General features: G+C 59.9%; 17 protein-coding genes. 9 read left to right on the top strand and 8 right to left on the bottom strand.

The features are described 5' to 3' along the window. Positions 1–145: 145 nt before the first annotated feature. The 3 genes from HF931_RS10160 to HF931_RS10150 are packed head-to-tail and all read left to right on the top strand — an operon-like array spanning position 146 to position 1,439. Complete coding sequence (locus HF931_RS10160; protein ID WP_051602877.1) at positions 146–520, top strand: DUF6249 domain-containing protein; 375 nt, start codon at positions 146–148, stop codon at positions 518–520. A gap of 31 nt (positions 521–551) precedes the next feature. Further along, positions 552–1,079, top strand: coding sequence for an RNA polymerase sigma factor (locus tag HF931_RS10155; protein WP_035554770.1), 528 nt, complete (start codon positions 552–554; stop codon positions 1,077–1,079). Positions 1,080–1,091: 12 nt separating this feature from the next. Continuing rightward, positions 1,092–1,439 carry a hypothetical protein gene (locus HF931_RS10150; protein ID WP_035554767.1) on the top strand — a complete coding sequence of 116 codons (348 nt, stop codon included), beginning with the start codon at positions 1,092–1,094 and terminating at the stop codon, positions 1,437–1,439. Between the two features lie 12 nt (positions 1,440–1,451). On the opposite strand, the gene HF931_RS10145 is transcribed toward HF931_RS10150, so the two are convergent. Both HF931_RS10145 and infA read right to left on the bottom strand, forming a co-directional pair. Beyond that, entirely contained in the window at positions 1,452–2,033 is a 582-nt protein-coding gene (locus HF931_RS10145) for a Maf family protein (RefSeq protein WP_035554764.1), read from the bottom strand. 5 nt (positions 2,034–2,038) lie between these two features. After that, positions 2,039–2,257: a translation initiation factor IF-1 gene (gene infA / locus HF931_RS10140; RefSeq protein WP_011646371.1), complete on the bottom strand. Its 219-nt coding sequence runs from the start codon at positions 2,255–2,257 to the stop codon at positions 2,039–2,041. Positions 2,258–2,492: 235 nt separating this feature from the next. Here infA and HF931_RS10135 point away from each other — a divergent pair, with 235 nt between their 5' ends. The 5 genes from HF931_RS10135 to HF931_RS10115 all read left to right on the top strand — a co-directional run bounded on the left by HF931_RS10135 (position 2,493) and on the right by HF931_RS10115 (position 8,660). Further along, complete coding sequence (locus HF931_RS10135) at positions 2,493–2,813, top strand: ArsR/SmtB family transcription factor (RefSeq protein ID WP_241764233.1); 321 nt, start codon at positions 2,493–2,495, stop codon at positions 2,811–2,813. Between the two features lie 83 nt (positions 2,814–2,896). Further along, positions 2,897–3,955 carry a helix-turn-helix domain-containing protein gene (locus HF931_RS10130; RefSeq protein ID WP_035554762.1) on the top strand — a complete coding sequence of 353 codons (1,059 nt, stop codon included), beginning with the start codon at positions 2,897–2,899 and terminating at the stop codon, positions 3,953–3,955. Between the two features lie 108 nt (positions 3,956–4,063). Further along, on the top strand, positions 4,064–6,361 hold the full coding sequence (locus HF931_RS10125) for a TonB-dependent receptor (RefSeq protein ID WP_241764232.1): 2,298 nt from the start codon (positions 4,064–4,066) through the stop codon (positions 6,359–6,361). A 104-nt stretch (positions 6,362–6,465) separates the two neighbouring features. After that, the gene (locus HF931_RS10120; protein ID WP_272981651.1) at positions 6,466–7,761 is read left to right on the top strand and encodes a spinster family MFS transporter; all 1,296 of its coding nucleotides are present in this window, start codon (positions 6,466–6,468) and stop codon (positions 7,759–7,761) included. Beyond that, the gene (locus tag HF931_RS10115; RefSeq protein ID WP_273239966.1) at positions 7,758–8,660 is read left to right on the top strand and encodes an alpha/beta fold hydrolase; all 903 of its coding nucleotides are present in this window, start codon (positions 7,758–7,760) and stop codon (positions 8,658–8,660) included. The genes HF931_RS10120 and HF931_RS10115 overlap by 4 nt, the downstream gene beginning before the upstream one ends. On the opposite strand, the gene mmsB is transcribed toward HF931_RS10115, so the two are convergent. The 3 genes from mmsB to HF931_RS10100 form a co-directional block, all read right to left on the bottom strand. After that, on the bottom strand, positions 8,652–9,545 hold the full coding sequence (mmsB, locus tag HF931_RS10110; protein WP_273239964.1) for a 3-hydroxyisobutyrate dehydrogenase: 894 nt from the start codon (positions 9,543–9,545) through the stop codon (positions 8,652–8,654). The two genes, HF931_RS10115 and mmsB, sit on opposite strands and share 9 nt — an antisense overlap. Positions 9,546–9,677: 132 nt before the next feature. After that, the gene (locus HF931_RS10105; protein WP_273239962.1) at positions 9,678–10,454 is read right to left on the bottom strand and encodes an enoyl-CoA hydratase-related protein; all 777 of its coding nucleotides are present in this window, start codon (positions 10,452–10,454) and stop codon (positions 9,678–9,680) included. Between the two features lie 5 nt (positions 10,455–10,459). Further along, a complete protein-coding gene (locus HF931_RS10100) occupies positions 10,460–11,956 on the bottom strand; it encodes a CoA-acylating methylmalonate-semialdehyde dehydrogenase (protein WP_035554757.1) in 1,497 nt (498 codons plus the stop codon). 101 nt (positions 11,957–12,057) lie between these two features. On the opposite strand from HF931_RS10100, the gene HF931_RS10095 reads away from it, so the two are divergent. Beyond that, positions 12,058–12,951: a LysR family transcriptional regulator gene (locus tag HF931_RS10095; protein ID WP_035554755.1), complete on the top strand. Its 894-nt coding sequence runs from the start codon at positions 12,058–12,060 to the stop codon at positions 12,949–12,951. Between the two features lies 1 nt (position 12,952). Here HF931_RS10095 and HF931_RS10090 read toward each other — a convergent pair whose 3' ends face one another. The 3 genes from HF931_RS10090 to HF931_RS10080 form a co-directional block, all read right to left on the bottom strand. After that, the gene (locus HF931_RS10090; RefSeq protein WP_420537713.1) at positions 12,953–15,187 is read right to left on the bottom strand and encodes an alpha-glucuronidase family glycosyl hydrolase; all 2,235 of its coding nucleotides are present in this window, start codon (positions 15,185–15,187) and stop codon (positions 12,953–12,955) included. A gap of 60 nt (positions 15,188–15,247) precedes the next feature. Next, positions 15,248–16,810 carry a sodium/proline symporter PutP gene (gene putP, locus HF931_RS10085; RefSeq protein WP_035554752.1) on the bottom strand — a complete coding sequence of 521 codons (1,563 nt, stop codon included), beginning with the start codon at positions 16,808–16,810 and terminating at the stop codon, positions 15,248–15,250. Between the two features lie 68 nt (positions 16,811–16,878). Then, positions 16,879–18,141, bottom strand: coding sequence for a glutamate-5-semialdehyde dehydrogenase (locus HF931_RS10080; protein ID WP_273239957.1), 1,263 nt, complete (start codon positions 18,139–18,141; stop codon positions 16,879–16,881). Positions 18,142–18,169: the final 28 nt, after the last annotated feature.

The following is an 18,169-nucleotide window of genomic DNA, read 5'->3' as shown; positions in this document are numbered from 1 at the left end:
CGATTAGCCGCCGGGCCTGCCTGGGGCAAGCGGAGGCGGCAGAAAGAAAAATGTCTGCCCCCTGCATCCAAACACGATCCTGCCTGCATCTACTCAGCAAAGGCGCAGAAATCCGCCGCCACATTTTGCTTGAAGGAGCCCTCTAATGAGTGAAGACATCATCGTCCCTATCGCGTTTTTCGGATCGATTGCCGGCATCGTCTGGCTGGTCAGTCACTACAATTTCAAGAAGCGCCTGACCCTGCACGAAACTGTGCGCCATGCCGTCGACAAGGGCCAGGACCTGACCGGAGAGGCGATGGAGAAACTCGCCCTGATTACCGATCCCGTCCGCGCGGACCTGCGCCGCGGCGTGCTGTTCATGGCTGTCGGCATCGCCTTCGGCTTCCTGGGCCTCATGGTCGGCATGGAAGAAGGTGAAGCCGTCAAGCCGATGATCGGCGTTGCGTCCTTCCCTGTCTTCATCGGTCTGGCCTATCTTGGCCTCTGGGCAGCGGGTCGCCGTGAGCAAAGGGGCTGAGCTGAGACTGGTTGCCGAGGGAGGGCGCGACATGCGCAGCGATCCGGACCTGGCCGCAAGTGCTGCGCGAGGGCATGAGGCAGACTTTGCCGAACTCGTGCGGCGCCATCAGGCTCGCGTGCGCGGCATGGCCCGCCGCCTGACCGGCTCGGTTAGCGACGGAGACGACATTGCACAGGCGACCTTCCTGAAGGCCTGGCAGAAAATCGGCTCATACGCGGGCGGCACCTTTTCTGCCTGGGTCTGCACGATCTGCTGGCGGGAATACCTGCAAGCCCGCCGCAAGCAGAAGATCGAGATCGAGTTTGACGAAACGGCCGAGATCATCCCGTTTGAACGCACGCAATCCGATGAGGTCGGAGACCAGATGGATCTCAACCGGGCTCTGGAGAAACTGTCAGAGGCCCAGAGGGTTTGCGTGGTGCTGTGTGTGGCCTCGGGCCTGTCCCACCGCGAAGCAGCCGAAGCGACCGGCTGGCCGCTTGGCACCATAAAATCCCATGTGACGCGCGGCGTGGCGGCGCTTCGCAAACACCTTGAAAGCAGCCATGTGGCGTGATGGAGTAATCTGATGCGAGACCAGGAAACTTATTCAGACCTGACCGATCTCTTCGCGGCAGAAGACCGCAAGATGGATCCCGCCCCCTTTGTGGATGAGGTCATGACCGGCATCCGACGTAGATCCCTGTTCCGCCGCCTTCTGCTGGGTGCAGTCGGCATTGCGGGCGCAGGGGTTGCCGCCATGCAATTGCCGGGCCTGCTGGCCAACTGGACGGGACTGGACCAGATCGTCACCCGAACCGTGACCGATGCACGCCAGGACGCGAGCCTCGTGACCAGTGCGGACCCGATTTGGCTGATGGTGGGCGGGGTTGTGGCGCTGAGCCTGCTGGCCATCACCAGCTGGGAACGGGCCTAACAGGCGCGGGTCTCAGGCCGGTCGCCACCCCATGCCTTCGAGCAGGGATTTGGTCTCATACAGCGGCAGGCCGACAATGGTGGTATAGCTGCCGCTGATATGGGTGATGAAGGCTCCGGCCATGCCCTGAATGCCATAGCCGCCTGCCTTGCCGCGCCATTCCTCGCTGGCGATGTAGGCGGCAATCTCCTGATCAGTCAGCCGCTTCACCTTCACACGGGCCATCACGGTGCGGCTGTTCACCCGGCCATCCGGCGCTTTCACGGCTACGCCGGTAATGCACTGATGCGCCCGGCCCGACAGCAGCCGCAGGAAGGCTTCGGCCTCTTCGGCGTCGGCCGCTTTTTCAAGGTTCCTCTGGCCCAGCGAAACCACGGTGTCCGCGGCCAATACAAAGCCTGCTTCCGGGCAAGCCTCAGCCTTCTCTCGCGCCAGCCGTTCGGCCAGCGCGCGGGGAGACTCGTCCTTGCGACGGGTTTCGTCGATATCAGTGGGGCAGATCGCGTCCGGCACTATCCCGATCTGGGCGAGCAGGTCTCGCCGCCGGGGACTCGCACTGGCGAGGATCAGGGGAACAGGCCCTGAGGACGCCATATCTCTTATTTGAAGCGGTAGGTGATACGACCCTTGGTCAGGTCATATGGGGTCATCTCGACCATCACCTTGTCACCCGTCAGCACGCGGATGCGGTTCTTGCGCATCTTGCCAGCCGTGTGGGCAATGATCTCGTGGTCGTTCTCGAGTTTCACGCGGAACGTCGCGTTCGGCAGCAGTTCCACAACTGTGCCTTCGAATTCAATCAGTTCTTCCTTCGACATGCAGTCTCCAAATCAGGGCGGTCCGTTGCGCCGCCGAAACGCATATAGGGGGCGCATAAAGCCTTGCACAGATTCCGGCAAGATTTGAAGCTCAGCAAAAGCCCCGTAATACCGGCAGTTTCAGCTTTCAGAGACCGGTCAACTGCTGATCGGCCTCTGTTTTGCACTTTGTTGATGCATATATACGCATATTGGACAGAATTGGTTCTGAAATCTGAAGCGAGATTGAAAATAAATGGCTGCACACGCAAAACCCCAGACCAAGGACGCCTTTGACCTGATGTCAGAGCGCATCCATGAGGCGTCAGAGGTGATGAAGGCCATGTCGAGCGATACGCGGCTGAAGATCATGTGCGCCCTGAATGAAGGCGAACGACCGGTTCACCAACTGGCTGAAATGACTGGCCAGTCGCACTCTGCCGTTTCTCAGCACCTGGCAAAGCTGCGTGCGGCGAATCTGGTGGAAAGCCGCCGCGATGCGCAGACCATCTACTATCGCTGCGCCGGCGGTATCGGCCGCGAACTCGTCAACACGCTCTGCGCCTATTATCGCTAGACCTGTTGCGGGAAGGACATAATCGGAAACTTCCTCTGGAATCAGGATACGTTTTCGATACCGAAACCTGCTATAAGCGCTCCATGTCGACCACAACGGCCCGGGCCAGTTTTGAACTCCAGCAGATCGAACCGATCCTTTCATGGGCGGGCACGTCCGGCGTGGATGTGGACGGTTTGCTGCACCGACTGGGCATCGACCCAGGCAAGCGCCGTGATGCGCCGGGTACGCGGATTGACCTCGTCGACTATTACCGCATCCAGCGCGAAATCGCCCGATCCTTTGATGACCTGACCGCACAGCTGTCAGAGCGAAAGCTGCTCTACCAGACCGGCACATTCGTGGTCACACAGATACAGGCCGCCGCCACTTTGCAGGATGCCATTCGCAGCCTCGCATCGCATTTCAACATGATGCATGGCGGGCGCTACAATTATGTGCGCCAGACCGACCGCACCCTGACGCTGGTCGTTGATGATTCCACCTTCCCCTATCGCTTTCGGGATGATCGCGCGCTGACACATTTCGTGGGCGACGCGCTGCTCATCAAGACTCACGCCCTGCTCGACAGCCTGACCGGCGGCGCAGCCGGTCGCGGCCTGCAACGCGTGAGCCTGCTGCGAAACCGGCACGATGACGGGAATGGCCAGTTGGGTTTCTGGCAAGTCCCCATCGGCTACGGCCATGCGGCCTACGAGCTGATCTACGACATCGACATTGCCTGCGAGCCCATCACGCCCGCCCCGGAAGTGGACCTGACCGCTGATGGCATTTTTGCGCGCGTCATCCGACATCTCGACGGCCTCGCCCCATCCGCCGATGTGCGGGCCTTCGCCGTACGGACCTCTGATCTGATTTCGGATGGATATGAAACCCAAGCTGCTGTGGCCCAGCGTCTCGACGTGAGCGTCGCCACCCTGCGCCGGCGCCTGAGCGAAGAAGGCACCAGCTTCCGAGATATTCTTCAGGAGAGCCGCGCCGAACGGGCCGGCCTGATGCTCAGCCAGGGTATCAGCGTCAGTCAGGTTTCCGATTCCCTCGGCTATTCTGACGTGCGGGCCTTCAATCGCGCCTTCAAGAAAATGCGCGGCGTGTCACCCGCAGCCTATGCAAAGTCTGGCGTCGAAACCGCTCAAGCCTGATTTGCGCGAGCGAATATGTTCACTCGCGCTGAACCCATATGTCATCGCCGTCATGTGCGGTTTCTGGAAAACTCCCGTCAAATAGAAGAATGCCCTTGGGAGGAAAAATTGGGACATCACAAATTCACTACGCTGAGATTCGGTCTCGTTTCGGCGCTCGCGCTGACCGCAGGCCAATACGCTGCGCATGCGCAGGACGCTGAAGAAGACACGGCTGAAGAGGCCCGCACCCTTGGCCGCGTCACCGTCACCGCGCAACGCCGCGAGGAAGACCTGATCGACGTTCCGCTTTCCGTCTCTGCTTTCAGCGGTGAACAGCTGGAAGCCACCGGCGCGGTCGACATCACCTCCATCCAGCGCTCGACGCCGAACGCCACGATCGAAGTTGCCCGGGGCTCGAACTCCACACTGATCGCCTTCATTCGCGGTGTTGGTCAGCAAGATCCGCTCTGGGGCTTTGAGCCAGGCGTTGGCCTCTACGTGGACGATGTCTATATCGCTCGTCCACAAGGCGCGATCCTCGACATTTTCGACATTGAACGGATCGAAGTCCTGCGTGGCCCTCAGGGCACATTGTATGGTCGCAACACCATTGGCGGCGCAATCAAATACGTCACCGCAAAAATGGAAGATGAGCCGGACCTGAAAGCCAAGGTCAATTTCGGTTCCTATGGCCAGATGGACGCCATCCTCTCCGGCTCCGTCCCGCTCAGCGATACGTTCACAGTCGGCGGCGCGGTCGCAAGCTATCAGCGCGACGGTTATGGCGAGAACCTCTTCACCGGCGCCGATCATTACGACAAGGACGTATTGGCCTATCGCCTGAGCGCGGAATGGGCCCCGACAGACTCCCTGTTCTTCCGGCTCGCCTATGACAAGTCAGAAGACGATTCCAACGCCAAACACGGCCACCGCCTGATCCCGAGTGGAGATGGCACCCTGCCAGTCACAGACAATGTCTATGATACGCGCGCAGGGATCGGCGATGACAACTCGGTGGAAACCGAGGGCTTCTCTCTGACTGGCCAGTGGGACGTGAACAATGAATTCACGCTGAAATCCATCACGGCGTTCCGCGAAGGCTCGACCGTCACACCGATTGACTTCGACGCCCTGCCAAACCCGGATTTTGACGTCCCCGCCTTCTACAGCGACGAACAGTTCAGCCAGGAATTCCAGTTGCTTTACAATGGCGACCGTCTCTCGGGTGTCGCCGGTGTCTACTATCTGGACGGTACGGCAGATGGCGCATTCGACCTGCTGCTCAGCGCCCTTGGCGTGACAGTCTACCAGGCCGGTGTGCAGGACAAGGAGAACTTCTCCCTGTACGGTGATTTCACCTACGATCTGACCGACCAGTGGAGTGTTTCCCTCGGCGGCCGCTTTACGAAAGACGAAACAACGGCAGACGTAACTCGCGAGCTTTGGCTCGGTCTTGGATCGGCCTCTTTTGATCCGACCAATTCCACATCCATCTTCCTTGCGACCCAGACCGGCTATACTGGCCTGAACCGGGAAGATGAGGAATTCACCCCGCGGATTTCGGTATCCTATCAGCCTACCGACGACTTGAATATCTACGCAACCTTCGCGCAGGGCTTCAAGGCCGGCGGCTTTGACCCCCGCGCCCGGGCAGACCTCGATCCGCTCGGCCTGTCGGAAGAAGGCTTCGGTCCTGAAAAGGTCGACAGCTATGAAATCGGTGTGAAGGGCAGCTTCTTTGATGACCGCCTGCAGCTGAACACCGCCGTCTTCTTTGCCGAATACACCGACCAGCAGATCACTGTGCAAAGCGGCGCAGACTCTGACAATGACGGCGTGAACGACACATTCGTGTCTTCCGTCTTCAATGCCGGTTCATCTGAATACACCGGCCTCGAGATCGAAGGCAGCTGGTTCATCAATGACGAGTTCACGCTGATGGGCAATCTCGGCTACATTGACGCAGAGATTCAGGAGATCATCTCCGCCGGAACCAACATCGCCGACCAGTTCGTGACGCAGAATACGCCGGAACTGCAGGGCCAATTGTCCCTGAACTATATGCGCGATTTCGGACCGGAGTTCGGGGCAATTTCCATCACCGGTTCGGCCTCCTATCGAGACGAATACAATCTCTTCAACATCGACAATGAAGGTTTTGCGCCGGGTACGAACGTGCTGTTCCCGAATGGCGGCCCAGCGCTCGACCCCGATGCCTACACGCTGCTGGATCTCAGCTTCGTCTGGACGTCTCCCTCTGAACGCCTGCGCTTTGGCATTCACGGACGCAACCTGACCGACGAAGAGTATCGCGTCGCAGGCTATAACTTCGTTACGCCAAGCCAGCTTGGTTTCGACAGTGCGTACTCCGCCTTCTACGGCCCGCCACGCACGCTGACTGCCTCAATCTCGGTTGATTTCTAATCAGCTGAGCGGGTCGGCAATCTGAACACATCGGATTGCCGACCCGTCCCTCCCAGGACCTTGCATATTGTTGCGTGCGGATCGCCGCGCCCTGAAGGATGCTCATGACACAGACTGCGGCTGCCCCCTCCCAGACCTCCCGGAACAACTCGCGTGCCTATGTCCTGGCGCTGCTGACGCTGGTCTACACTTTCAATCATATTGATCGTCAGATCCTGTTGATCCTGATCGAGCCGATCAAGGCGGAACTCCAGATTTCGGACGGCCAGATCGGCTTGCTGACCGGCTTTGTCTTCGCCGCATTCTACGCAACCTTTGGAATCCCGATCGCCATGTGGGCGGACCGGGGCAACCGCCGGAACATTCTGGCCATCTCGCTGGCGCTCTGGTCGGGCATGACTGCGCTCTCCGGCTTTGCCCAAACCTATTGGCAGCTTCTGCTCGCGCGCGTCGGTGTCGGCGTCGGAGAAGCAGGCGGAACACCTCCCGCAACATCGATCATCTCAGACCTGTATGCGCCAAAAGAAAGAGCCTTCGCGCTTGGTATCTACACGGCCGGCATCGGGCTTGGCGTATTGGCCGGATTTGTCATCGGCGGGTATGTCTACAAGTATTTTGGCTGGCGCACCGCATTCCTCGTCGCGGGTATTCCTGGCCTGATACTGGCCGCCATTGTCCGCTTCACGATCCGCGAACCAAAGCGCGGCGCCATCGAGCAACGCAGCGATGACGGCGAGGCCTCCACCCTCGGCGAGACTCTCAAATTCATTGGGGGACAAACCTCTTTCCTGCTGATGCTGGCTGGCTGCTGCCTCATCTGTATCTCCGCCAATGCCTTCCTCGCCTGGACGCCAAGCCATCTGCAGCGGACCTATGATGTTGGCCCAAGCGACATTGCGATCCCTCTCGGTCTATTGATTGGCGGAGTTGGCAGCGTGGGCGCGATCCTCCTGGGCCGCGTTTGTGACCGGCTGTCCGCGCGCAACCTGGCATGGCGTCCGTGGATGATCGCCGTATGTGCAGCCATCGCCCTGCCGTTCGCGTGGATGTTCCTGCAGGCTGACACGATCAATATGGCATACGCCTGGAACGTGGTGCCGGCATTCATTGGCCTGATCTATGCCAGCATTGCCTATACGGCCTCACAGGAACTGGTCGGGCTTCGCATGCGGGCGTTCGCTTCGGCATTCATGCTGTTCTGCCTCACCCTGATCGGCATCGGCGGAGGCCCCAGCATCGTCGGGTACCTGAGCGAGTATTTTGCGGCTCAGGGCAATGAGGCTCCACTGAAGTCGGCGCTTGAACTCATGCTTGGCCTAAACGCGCTGAGCGTCGTGTTCCTCGCTCTGGCGGGTCGCACATACGCACGCGACGCCAAACGTGCTGCGGAGATCGTATGAGCGAAGCAGCGTCCCTCCCGGCAAACACAACCCTGACCAAACGCGACCTCTTCTACACGTCGCATGACGGGCTGACCCTGTATGCCGCTGACTACGGCCCGATCGACAGCGACACCGTCATCCTGTGCATGCACGGGCTGACGCGGAACCACAAGGATTTCGAGCCCATGATCGAGGGGCTCGGCCTGGAAGCACGCTTCATTTCGGTGGACGTGCGCGGGCGCGGGAAATCAGACCGCGACCCGAACGGCACCACGTACCAACCGCCCTTTTACGCACAGGACATGGCCACGCTGATGGCGCACCTGAATCTGGACAAGGTGATCCTGATCGGTACGTCGATGGGCGGACTGATGGCCATGCTGATGGCCAAGGCGTTTCCGGAAAAGATACGCGGTATTGTGATGAATGATGTCGGCCCGGAAGTGAACCCGGCTGGCCTGAAGCGCATCGCGGGCTATGCCGGAGGCAATGAGATTTTCGACAGCTGGGGGGACGCCGCAGCGGCGATTGGAAAGACGCAGGCAGGCGTCTATCCGGATTATGGAGCCGATGACTGGATGGTATTTGCCAGACGAACCTGCGTTGAGCAGGCCGATGGCAAGATCGTATTCGACTATGACCCGGTGATTGTGAAAGGGATGGGCAGCACAACGCCCGGATGGCGCGTGAATTTCGCCATGTGGCGCGTGTTCGCCGCGATGAAATCCATCCCGCTGCTGATCATCCGGGGCGAGTGGTCTGACATTCTGGCAAAGAAAACCGCGAACCGGATGCTTCGTCGCCACAAGAACAGCACGCTGTTGACCGTTCCCAATCGTGGCCACACGCCGTTTCTGGATGAACCGCACTCACTGGATGCGATCCGCGATTTCATCGGATCACTCGGCTCAGCCTAGTTCCCGCTTCAGGTCTTTCATCACGCCGGAAAAGTCGAGCCCGCCATGCCCGCGGGCGTCCAGGTCAGCATAGATCTTCTCGGCCATCTCGCCCAGCGTTACCTGTGCCCCTGCCGTCTTCGCTGCGCCAGCTGCCAAGTGCAGATCCTTGAGCATCATCGCAACCGCGAAGCCGGGCTGGTAGTCGCGGTTTGACGGAGCGGTCGGCACAGGCCCCGGCGCAGGGCAATAGCTCGTCATGCTCCAGCACTGGCCGGAGGCGGTGGAGGAAATGTCATAAAAAGTCTGCGCGTCGAGGCCCAGTTTTTCCGCCAGATTGAATGCCTCGCACGTGCCGATCATGGAAATGCCCAACAGCATGTTGTTGGCGATCTTCGCGACCTGCCCATTCCCGCTGGCGCCTGCATGGAAGATGTTCTTGCCCATTGCATCCAGGATCGGCTTTGCCTTCGCGAAGGCCTCGACCGGACCGCCGACCATGAAGGTCAATGTGCCGGCATCTGCCGCCGCCGTGCCGCCTGACACGGGCGCGTCCGCCATCAGGAAACCTGCTGCTTCAGCCTTTGACGCGGCTTCGCGCGCGTCTTCCACCGCAATGGTGGAGCAGTCGAGGAACAGCGCGCCCGGAGTGGCATGCGCAGCGACGCCATCCTCTCCGAAATAGACCGACAGGACATGCTTGCCCGCGGGTAACATGGATACGATCACGTCGGCGTCGCTCACGGCCTCTGCGATCGTCGCCGCTGCCTGTGCGCCATTGGATTCCGCGACCTTCACAGCGTCCGCATTCAGGTCGAAGGCGCGAACCTCATGCCCCGCCTTGCACAAATTGGCGCACATGCCCGAGCCCATATTCCCCAGGCCAATGAATGCGATCTTCGTCATAGTTTCCTCCCGTCGCGCTTCTCAGGAGCGCTCATGCTGAGCGAAGTCGAAGCATGTGCGCGGGCTCGTCCGAATCCGCCACACGAACCGGAACCCACCCTTCGACTTCGCTCAGGATGAGTTCCTCTGACGTCATTTGTCCTTGAAATCAGCCGCGCGCTTTTCGACGAAGGCGCTCATGCCTTCCTTCTGGTCGGCGGTGCCGAACAGGCCCTGGAACAGGCGGCGTTCGAACTTCACGCCCTCAGCGGTGGAGACTTCCAGTGCGCGTCCGACCATCTCCTTGGCCGCCATGATCGACGGAATGGAAAAGCCCGCGATTTCCTTCGCAGCGCCCATCGCCGTATCCATCAGCGCATCATGCTCGACAACGCGGGAGACGAGGCCAATCCTGTCGGCCTCTGCCGCGTCGATCATGCGGCCAGTCAGCACCATGTCCATGGCCTTCGCCTTGCCGACAGCTTTGGTCAGGCGGATGGAGCCACCCATGCCCGGCGTCACGCCCAGCTTGATTTCCGGCTGGCCGAACTTTGCCTTGTCGGACGCGATGATCATGTCGCACATCATGGCGAGTTCACAGCCGCCGCCGAGGGCGAAGCCGTTCACTGCGGCAATCACCGGCTTGCGGCAGGCCGCGAACCGGTCCCACAGGCCGAAGAAATCGTCGACATACATGTCGGAAAAGCTCTGCGGCTGCATCTCCTTGATGTCGGCCCCGGCGGCGAAGGCCCGGCCCTCGCCGGTCAGCACGCTGACGGCGATATCCTTGTCCCTGTCGATGCGGGCGAACACGTCTGCGACCTCCGCCATGACTTCCTGGTTCAGCGCATTCAGGCTCTCCGGCCGGTTGATCGTGACAAGCGCGACGCGGTCGGAATGTTCGAAAGTGATTGTGTTGTAAGTGCTCATCTCGCTTACCCCATTGTTGGAATGATAAAGGCCTGATCGCCGATATCACCTTCGGGCCATCTTTGGGTAATTGTTTTGATCTTCGTCCAGAACCGCACACCTTCCGGGCCGTGCTGGTTCGTATCGCCGAAGGCCGAGCGCTTCCAGCCACCGAACGTGTGATAGGAGACCGGCACCGGGATCGGCACGTTCACGCCGACCATGCCGACATTCACCTGCGCCGCAAACTCACGCGCCGCGTGGCCGTTCGAGGTGAAGATCGCGCAGCCATTGCCATACTGGTGATTGGAGGGAAGCGCCGCGGCTTCTTCCAGAGACTCCGCGCGGACCACCTGCAGCACCGGCCCGAAGATCTCTTCCTTGTAGGACTGCATGTGCGGCTTCACATTGTCGAACAGGTTCGGCCCGATGAAGTATCCGCCCTCGGCGCCCTGCATGGTGAGACCGCGGCCGTCCAGCTTGAGGTCTGCGCCCTCGTCCACCCCCATCTGGATGTAGCTTTCCACCTTCGCCTTGTGCGCAGCGGAGACGACCGGGCCGTAATGCGCGTCAGGGTCCGTCGAGACGCCGACCTTCAGGTCGCGCGCCGCATCCAGCATGCGCTCGACGAATTCGTCGCCCGTCTTCTTGCCGACGGTCACGGCAACGGGAAGCGCCATGCAGCGTTCGCCCGCCGAACCATAGGCCGCGCCGACGATGTCTTTCACGGCCTGTTCCATGTTCGCGTCCGGCATGATGATGCCGTGGTTCTTCGCGCCGCCCATCGCCTGCACGCGTTTGCCGTGCGCCGTGCCGGTAGCGTAAACATATTGTGCGATGTCGGACGATCCGACGAAACTGACGGCCTTGATTTCCGGATGCTTCAGGATGGCATCGACGGCCACCTTGTCACCGTTCACCACGTTCAGCACGCCTTCGGGCGCGCCGGCTTCCAGCAGCAGCTCGGCGAGGCGCATCGGCACCGACGGGTCTTTCTCCGATGGCTTCAGGATGAAGGTGTTACCGCAGGCGATCGCCACGGCCGCCATCCAGCACGGGATCATGGCGGGAAAGTTGAACGGCGTGATGCCAGCGACAACACCCAGTGGCTGACGCATGGAATAGACATCAATGCCGGGCCCTGCGCCCTCTGTGTATTCACCCTTCTGCAGATGTGGAATGCCGCAGGCGAACTCGACCACGTCGATGCCGCGCTGCACGTCGCCGCGTGAATCCGCTACGACCTTGCCATGCTCCGAAGAGAGTAGCTCAGCCAGCTCGTCCATGTTCGCTTCCAGCAGGCGCTTGAATTCGAACATGACCCGCGCACGGCGCTGGGGGTTGGTGGCGGCCCAGGCCGGAAACGCCTCTGACGCGTTTGCCACAGCGGCGGCGAGTTCGGCTTCGGTGGCGAGGGCGACGCGCGCCTGCACCTCGCCTGTATTCGGATTGTAAATGTCGCCGAACCTACCGGATGTGCCCGTGACGGTTTTGCCGCCAATAAAGTGATGCACGTCGCGCATGTGGAACTCCCTTTGATTTTGACGCGACCCTAACTTGCGTATATTTCCCGGTAAATGGACAATATCGCAGCCATCAGCTGCAATTTCGCAGGTAAAATTGGATGAACTGGGATGATCTTCGATTGCTGCTCGATGTTAGTCGCCATCCGCGACTTGCGGATGTTTCAAAGCGAACCGGCCAAGATCCAACAACGATCAGCCGACGACTGCGGCGACTGGAAACAGACCTTGGGCTGGAACTGTTCGAACGCACACCAAAGGGCCATGTGCTGACACCGGTGGGCCAGAGTGTTGCAGACAAGGTGGAGAGTCTGGAGCATACGGCGTCCGAAATCGCTGCACTATCGGATCGCGACGGCCCCCTCGCAGCCGGCCGTGTTCGCCTCGGCGTCACCGAAGGGCTCGGCAGCCTGCTCATCGCACCGGCCATGTCTGACTTTGCAGCGCGCCACCCCCATATCGGGCTCGACATCATTGCCGTGTCCGGTTTCGTCAGCGTGCCGAAGCGCGAAGCGGACATGTCGATCATGTTGACCCGCCCGAAAGCCGGTCGCGTGAAAGTTCGCAAACTCTCGGACTATGTCCTGCAGGTGTACGCGCATCCGGATTACCTGTCGCGCACACGCCCGGTTGAGCAGGTCAGCGACCTCGCCGAGCATGACTTGATTGGCTATGTCGACGATCTGATCTATTCCAGCCAGCTACGCTATCACGAAGACATCGCCCCGGGCCTGACGCCGCGCTTCTGCAGTCCGTCCATTGTGGCCCAATGGCAGATGGCACGGGAGGGTGCGGGGCTGGCCGTGCTGCCGCATTTCATCGCTGCGGGCGATCCAAACCTGGTTCATGTCCTGCCAGATCAGGTGCGCATCGAGCGTGCCTTCTGGCTGGCCGTCCATGAAGATGTCCACGGAACAACGCGCGTGCGAGCCGTCAGCGACTTTCTGGATGAATTGTTCGCAGCATCGGCCCAGCGTTTGACCGGAAATATCTGACCTACTCGCCTTGCCCCGGCGCGTTTGGAAAGCTCAGGCTCTTATAATAATCGAGATCACGTGCAGGTGCCGCCACATCCTCAGGCAGCGGCAGGCCGTTTACACTCTGCCAATAGGCGATGGAGGCGTCGCGCCACCAGATAGCTTCCTGATGCTGGATCGCAAGGAAAGCCGAGACCTGTTCGAACCGTTCGGCATCGACCTCATGTTCCAGAGAGTGCCAGACGGTCTGCATATCCTCGACTTGTGACACGCCCAGATCATACCGACGCACCAGTTCTTCCCACACCGTGTTGCCGTTATCCAGCTCATGGTCCCAACCAACGCGATGGAACCAGAGCAGCAATTCGTCCGGCACAGTGTCCTGGCCTGCCCATTTCTGCGCGACAGGCCCGGCATATTGATCGACAGCGTTTGAACCAGTTTCGGTCCGGTCGAAACCCACCGCATCCTTCATTGCCTTGTGGTAGTAATACGGCGTCCAGTCAGCGCGTCCCAGATCGTCTACCCAAGGGGCTGGGCCATAGTGATGGCCCGTCCCCATAAGGTGGGTCAGCCCGAGCGGTGTCATATAGTTCACCACGGCCTCACGAGAGCCCATCATCAAGCCGGTGATGATATCAGCGACTTCGGGCGCACGGCTGAAGGTCAGCTCCGCCCAGTCGCGCGCGATGGCCTCGGCGGACGCGTCAGGATCCCAGGCCATACGTCCAAAGGCGTACCAGTTCGCCTGGTCAAAAATCGACCCCGACCAGTTTCGGTCGCTGCCTATATTCGCGACCCCGGCCATGCCGGTAATCTCGTAGTCATGCGCAGTGCCATCAATGACAGAGGCAACCGGCGCGCGCTGATCCGTTGCGTGAGTCTCCGCTGACAGCACCTCTTCCCACAGCGTGCCGAGATACGCGAGATGAGTTGAGAACCCCAGATATTCCTTGGTGATCTGGAGCTCCATCATGAGTGGGGTTTCCGGCATCGCGCCGAACAGCGGGTGAAACGGCTCACGCGGCTGGAAATCCAGCGGTCCATTCTTCACCTGAACCAGAACATTGTCGGCAAACTGACCGTCCAGCGGCACAAATTCCGTATAGGCTTGTTTCACGCGGTCTTCTGGTTCTTCTGCCGAATAGACAAAGGCGCGCCACATGACATTTCCCCCGTGCGGCTCCAAGGCCGCCGCGAGCATATTCGCGCCCTCGGCATGGCTGCGGCCGTAATCCTGCGGGCCAGGCTGTCCTTCTGAATTGGCTTTCACGAGAAAGCCGCCAAAGTCCGGCACATAAGTGTAGATCTCGTTGGCCTTGTCTTGCCACCAAGCCTGAACGGCCGGGTCACGCGGGTCTGCCGTTGGCAGTCCATCCAGCTCCATCGGCGCCGAGAACCGCGCAGTCAGATAGACCTTGATGCCATATGGCCGAAACACGTCCGCCAGCGCAGCAACCTTCTCCAGATAGTGCGGCGTTAGCACCGTCGCGTCCGCGTTCACATTCGTCAGGGAGACGCCATTGATGCCGATTGACGCGTTGGCGCGGGCATAATCCGTATACTTCGGGTCCAGATATCCTGGTAGCCGGTGCCAGTCCCAAATGGATTGCCCCGAATAGCCTCGCTCGACATGGCGGTCGAGATTGTCCCAATGGTTCAGAAGACGCAATTGGGTCTTCGGGCGGGAGACAATGTTGACGCCAGTAAAGTTCTGGCCGCGTGCCATGCGCTGAAGGTAGTCGAACGTGCCGTAGAGCACACCGATGTCGGACTGAGCGGAGATCAAGGTAATTTGGCGACCCGAGTGACGGATTTCCTTGATGGCGTACCCGTCCACGCCAACCTCGTAGGAAGACGGTAGAGGCAAGTTTTCCAGCATGCCGGAACATTCCGGGCTGGCCAGAACAAGCGTGCCACCCTGCAGCGTGTCAGCGCGTGGTAGCGCTTCCCCCAGCATGGACTGAGTTGCGCGGTCTATCTCGTCCAGTGCAGCATCGATCGTCGCGGAAGGATCTGAACAGGCGGCCATCACATGACGCGGGGTCGCGTATGACGCTTCTTCCAGTGGCGCATACCGCAGCCACAAATCGTACCCGTCTTCTGCCAACGCAGGCGACAAAGCGCCTGCGGTCGCGATTGCAGTAAAAAGAATGGCGGCGCGCCTGACGATGTTTCTCACGACCCTGGACCCGTTTCCTGATTTCGGGGTCGTCAGCCTGACGGTCTCCGCCCCAAATGTTTGCGTTATCATTTCATAACGCCTGTGACGGGATGTGTCACCGCCCCTCTGTTACCGAGGGGCGGCTGAAGATCAGGATTCCTGAGTCATTGTGTCGGACATGACATCAAATCCGTCTGCCACTTTCGGCTTAACAGAGCGGCCAATCGTGCTGACCAGCCAGGCCGAAAGACCCGACAGGAAGAAGCCGGGAATCATCGCGTACACGAGTGACTCCAGCGGCACAGGACCATTCTCCGAAGGCAGCAACGGCACGTAGAGCCAGACAAGGACTGTGACTGCGCCGACAATCATGCCGGCCAATGCACCATCACGCGTCAGGCCCCGCCAAAACAGGCTGAGCAGGATGATCGGGCCAAAGGCTGAACCAAAGCCAGCCCATGCATTCGAGACCAGATCCAGAATGTTGCTGTTCGGATTAAAGGCCAGACCAATGGCAACGAGGCAGACAGCGACCGTCGCAATGCGTCCGATCAGAACAAGTTCTGATTGCGATGCCTCGCGCCGGAAGAAAGTCTTGTAAACGTCTTCGGTGATTGAGCTGGACGACACCAGAAGCTGGGAGGAAATTGTACTCATGATCGCCGCCAGAATGGCCGCCAGCAAGAAGCCCGCGACGAGCGGATGGAAGATGATCTGCGACAGCAGAATGAAAATTGCCTCAGCGTCTGTCAGCTGTCCGCCAAGGTCGTGCTGGTTCACATAAGCCACGCCGACCGCCCCTACAAAGACAGCGCCGATCACGGTCACAATCATCCAGCTCATGCCGATCGCACGCGCGGTGGCCACGTCTTTCAGGGAGCGAATGGCCATGAAGCGAACAATGATGTGCGGCTGACCGAAATAGCCGAGCCCCCAGGCAAGCAATGATATGAGCCCGAGCACAGTCATGCTTTCTGGCCACATGTCGAAGAATTGCTCGCGCGAAGGCCCAACGCCTCCGGTGTCCGGGTTGACGTGCGCGGGCGCAGACATGATCGCGCTCTCCATGCCGCTCCAGCCGCCAACCACGAAGAAGGCGATCACTGGCACGAGGATCAAGGCGATGAACATGATGCAGCCCTGCACAAAGTCGGTCAGGCTGACCGCTAGGAAGCCGCCGATCACGGTATAGGCCAACACAACGCCAGCAGTAACGAACAGGCCGAGTTGGTAGTTCAGGCCGAAGGCCGACTCAAACAACTTGCCGCCTGCGACGATGCCGGAAGACGTATAAACCGTGAAGAACACGATGATGACCAGCGCAGAGATCGTGCGCAACGCATGGCTTTTATCGTGGAAGCGGTTCTCGAAAAAGTCGGGGATCGTGATCGAGTCGTCGGCAAGCTCAGTGTAGATTCGCAGGCGCGGTGCGACGAACCGGTAATTTAGATAGGCACCGATGGTCAGGCCAACCGCGATCCAGGCCGCCGAAAATCCGCTGACGTATATGGCGCCCGGCAGACCCATGAGCATCCAGCCACTCATATCCGAGGCGCCCGCAGATAGCGCGCCGACAGCTGGGTGAAGGTTGCGTCCCCCCAGCATGTACTCGGAAACATCGCTTGTGGATTCCCTGTATGCATAAAGGCCGATAGCCATCATCAGGACGAAATAGGCCCCAAGCGAAATCATTTCGGGAACGCTGATTGTCATATGTCTCTCGCTGTTCTCGTGAATACGGAAAAGCGCGCCCCCCGTGGCCGCGCATCATTGCAGGTTCATTATGGGCGCGTTTGGCCGTTGCCGTGAACCAGATACTTGAAGCTCGTCAATTGCTCCAGGCCGACCGGCCCGCGCGCATGCATCTTGCCGGTGGCAATGCCGATCTCCGCCCCCATGCCGAACTCTCCGCCATCGGAGAACTGGGTCGAGGCGTTATGCATGACGACTGCGCTGTCGATGCTGGTCATGAAACGCCGGGCAGCCTCTTTGTCTTCGGTCAGGATCGCGTCCGTGTGACCTGACGAGTGCTTGCTGACGAACCGTATGGCTTCATCAAGACCGTCAACCACTTTCACCGACGCAATTGGATCGAGATATTCGGTCGACCAGTCTTCGTCAGTTGCCTCTGCCAGACCGGGCGCGATCTTGCGGGCCTCGGCATCGCCGCGCAGCTCACACCCCTGCATCACATCTGCAAGACGCGGGATCACTGCCTCAGCAATGGCGCGATCCACGACGATGCTTTCCGTCGCGCCGCATACACCGGTGCGCCGCAGTTTGGCATTGCGGACGACTTCCAGCGACTTCTCTATATCAGCGTCTGCATGGATGTAGCTGTGGCAGTTGCCATCCAGGTGAAGCAGCGTCGGCACCTTGGCCTCATCACGAACCAACTCAACCAGCCCGCGTCCGCCGCGCGGAATGACGAGATCAACATACTCAACGGCGTGCAGCAGAGCGGTCACAGCGTTGCGATCTGTCGTCTCGACAGTCTGCACCGCCGCCCTGGGCAGACCTGCGGCTTCAAGCCCCTTCTGCATGCAGGCCACGATCTCTTTCGTGGAATGCTTGCTTTCCGATCCGCCGCGCAGAATGACCGCGTTGCCGGATTTCAGACAAAGCGCACTAGCATCCGCGCCAACGTTCGGACGTGACTCATAGATCATGCCGATCACGCCAATCGGCACGGCTACGCGCTCAATGGTCAGGCCGTTTGGGCGCTCGGTTGTCGACAGAAGTCGCCCAACAGGATCCGGAAGGTCTGCAATCTGCTCCAACGCAGAAGCCATCGCCTCCACGCGCTCATCATTCAGGCGCAGGCGGTCAATAAAAGACTCCGGGCGACTATCCGCGACACTGTCAACGTCTGCCTTGTTGGCGGCCAGAAGTGCGTCCTTCGACTCGCGCAGCGCCGCGGCAGACGCGCGCAAGGCTTCATTCTTCTGCTCGGTCGTCGCAGTCAGCAAATCCTTGGCCGCGTCCTTCGCGTTTTGGCCGAGGCCGGAAATGTAGGCGTTCAATTTGGAATCAAGTGTGGTCACTTTGTATCCTTCGATCTTGTGTTCAGGT

This window comes from Hyphomonas atlantica corrig. (assembly GCF_017795365.1).
In the GTDB taxonomy this organism is placed as follows: Bacteria; Pseudomonadota; Alphaproteobacteria; order Caulobacterales; family Hyphomonadaceae; genus Hyphomonas; species Hyphomonas atlantica.
This window is presented reverse-complemented; position numbering and strand designations above follow the sequence as displayed.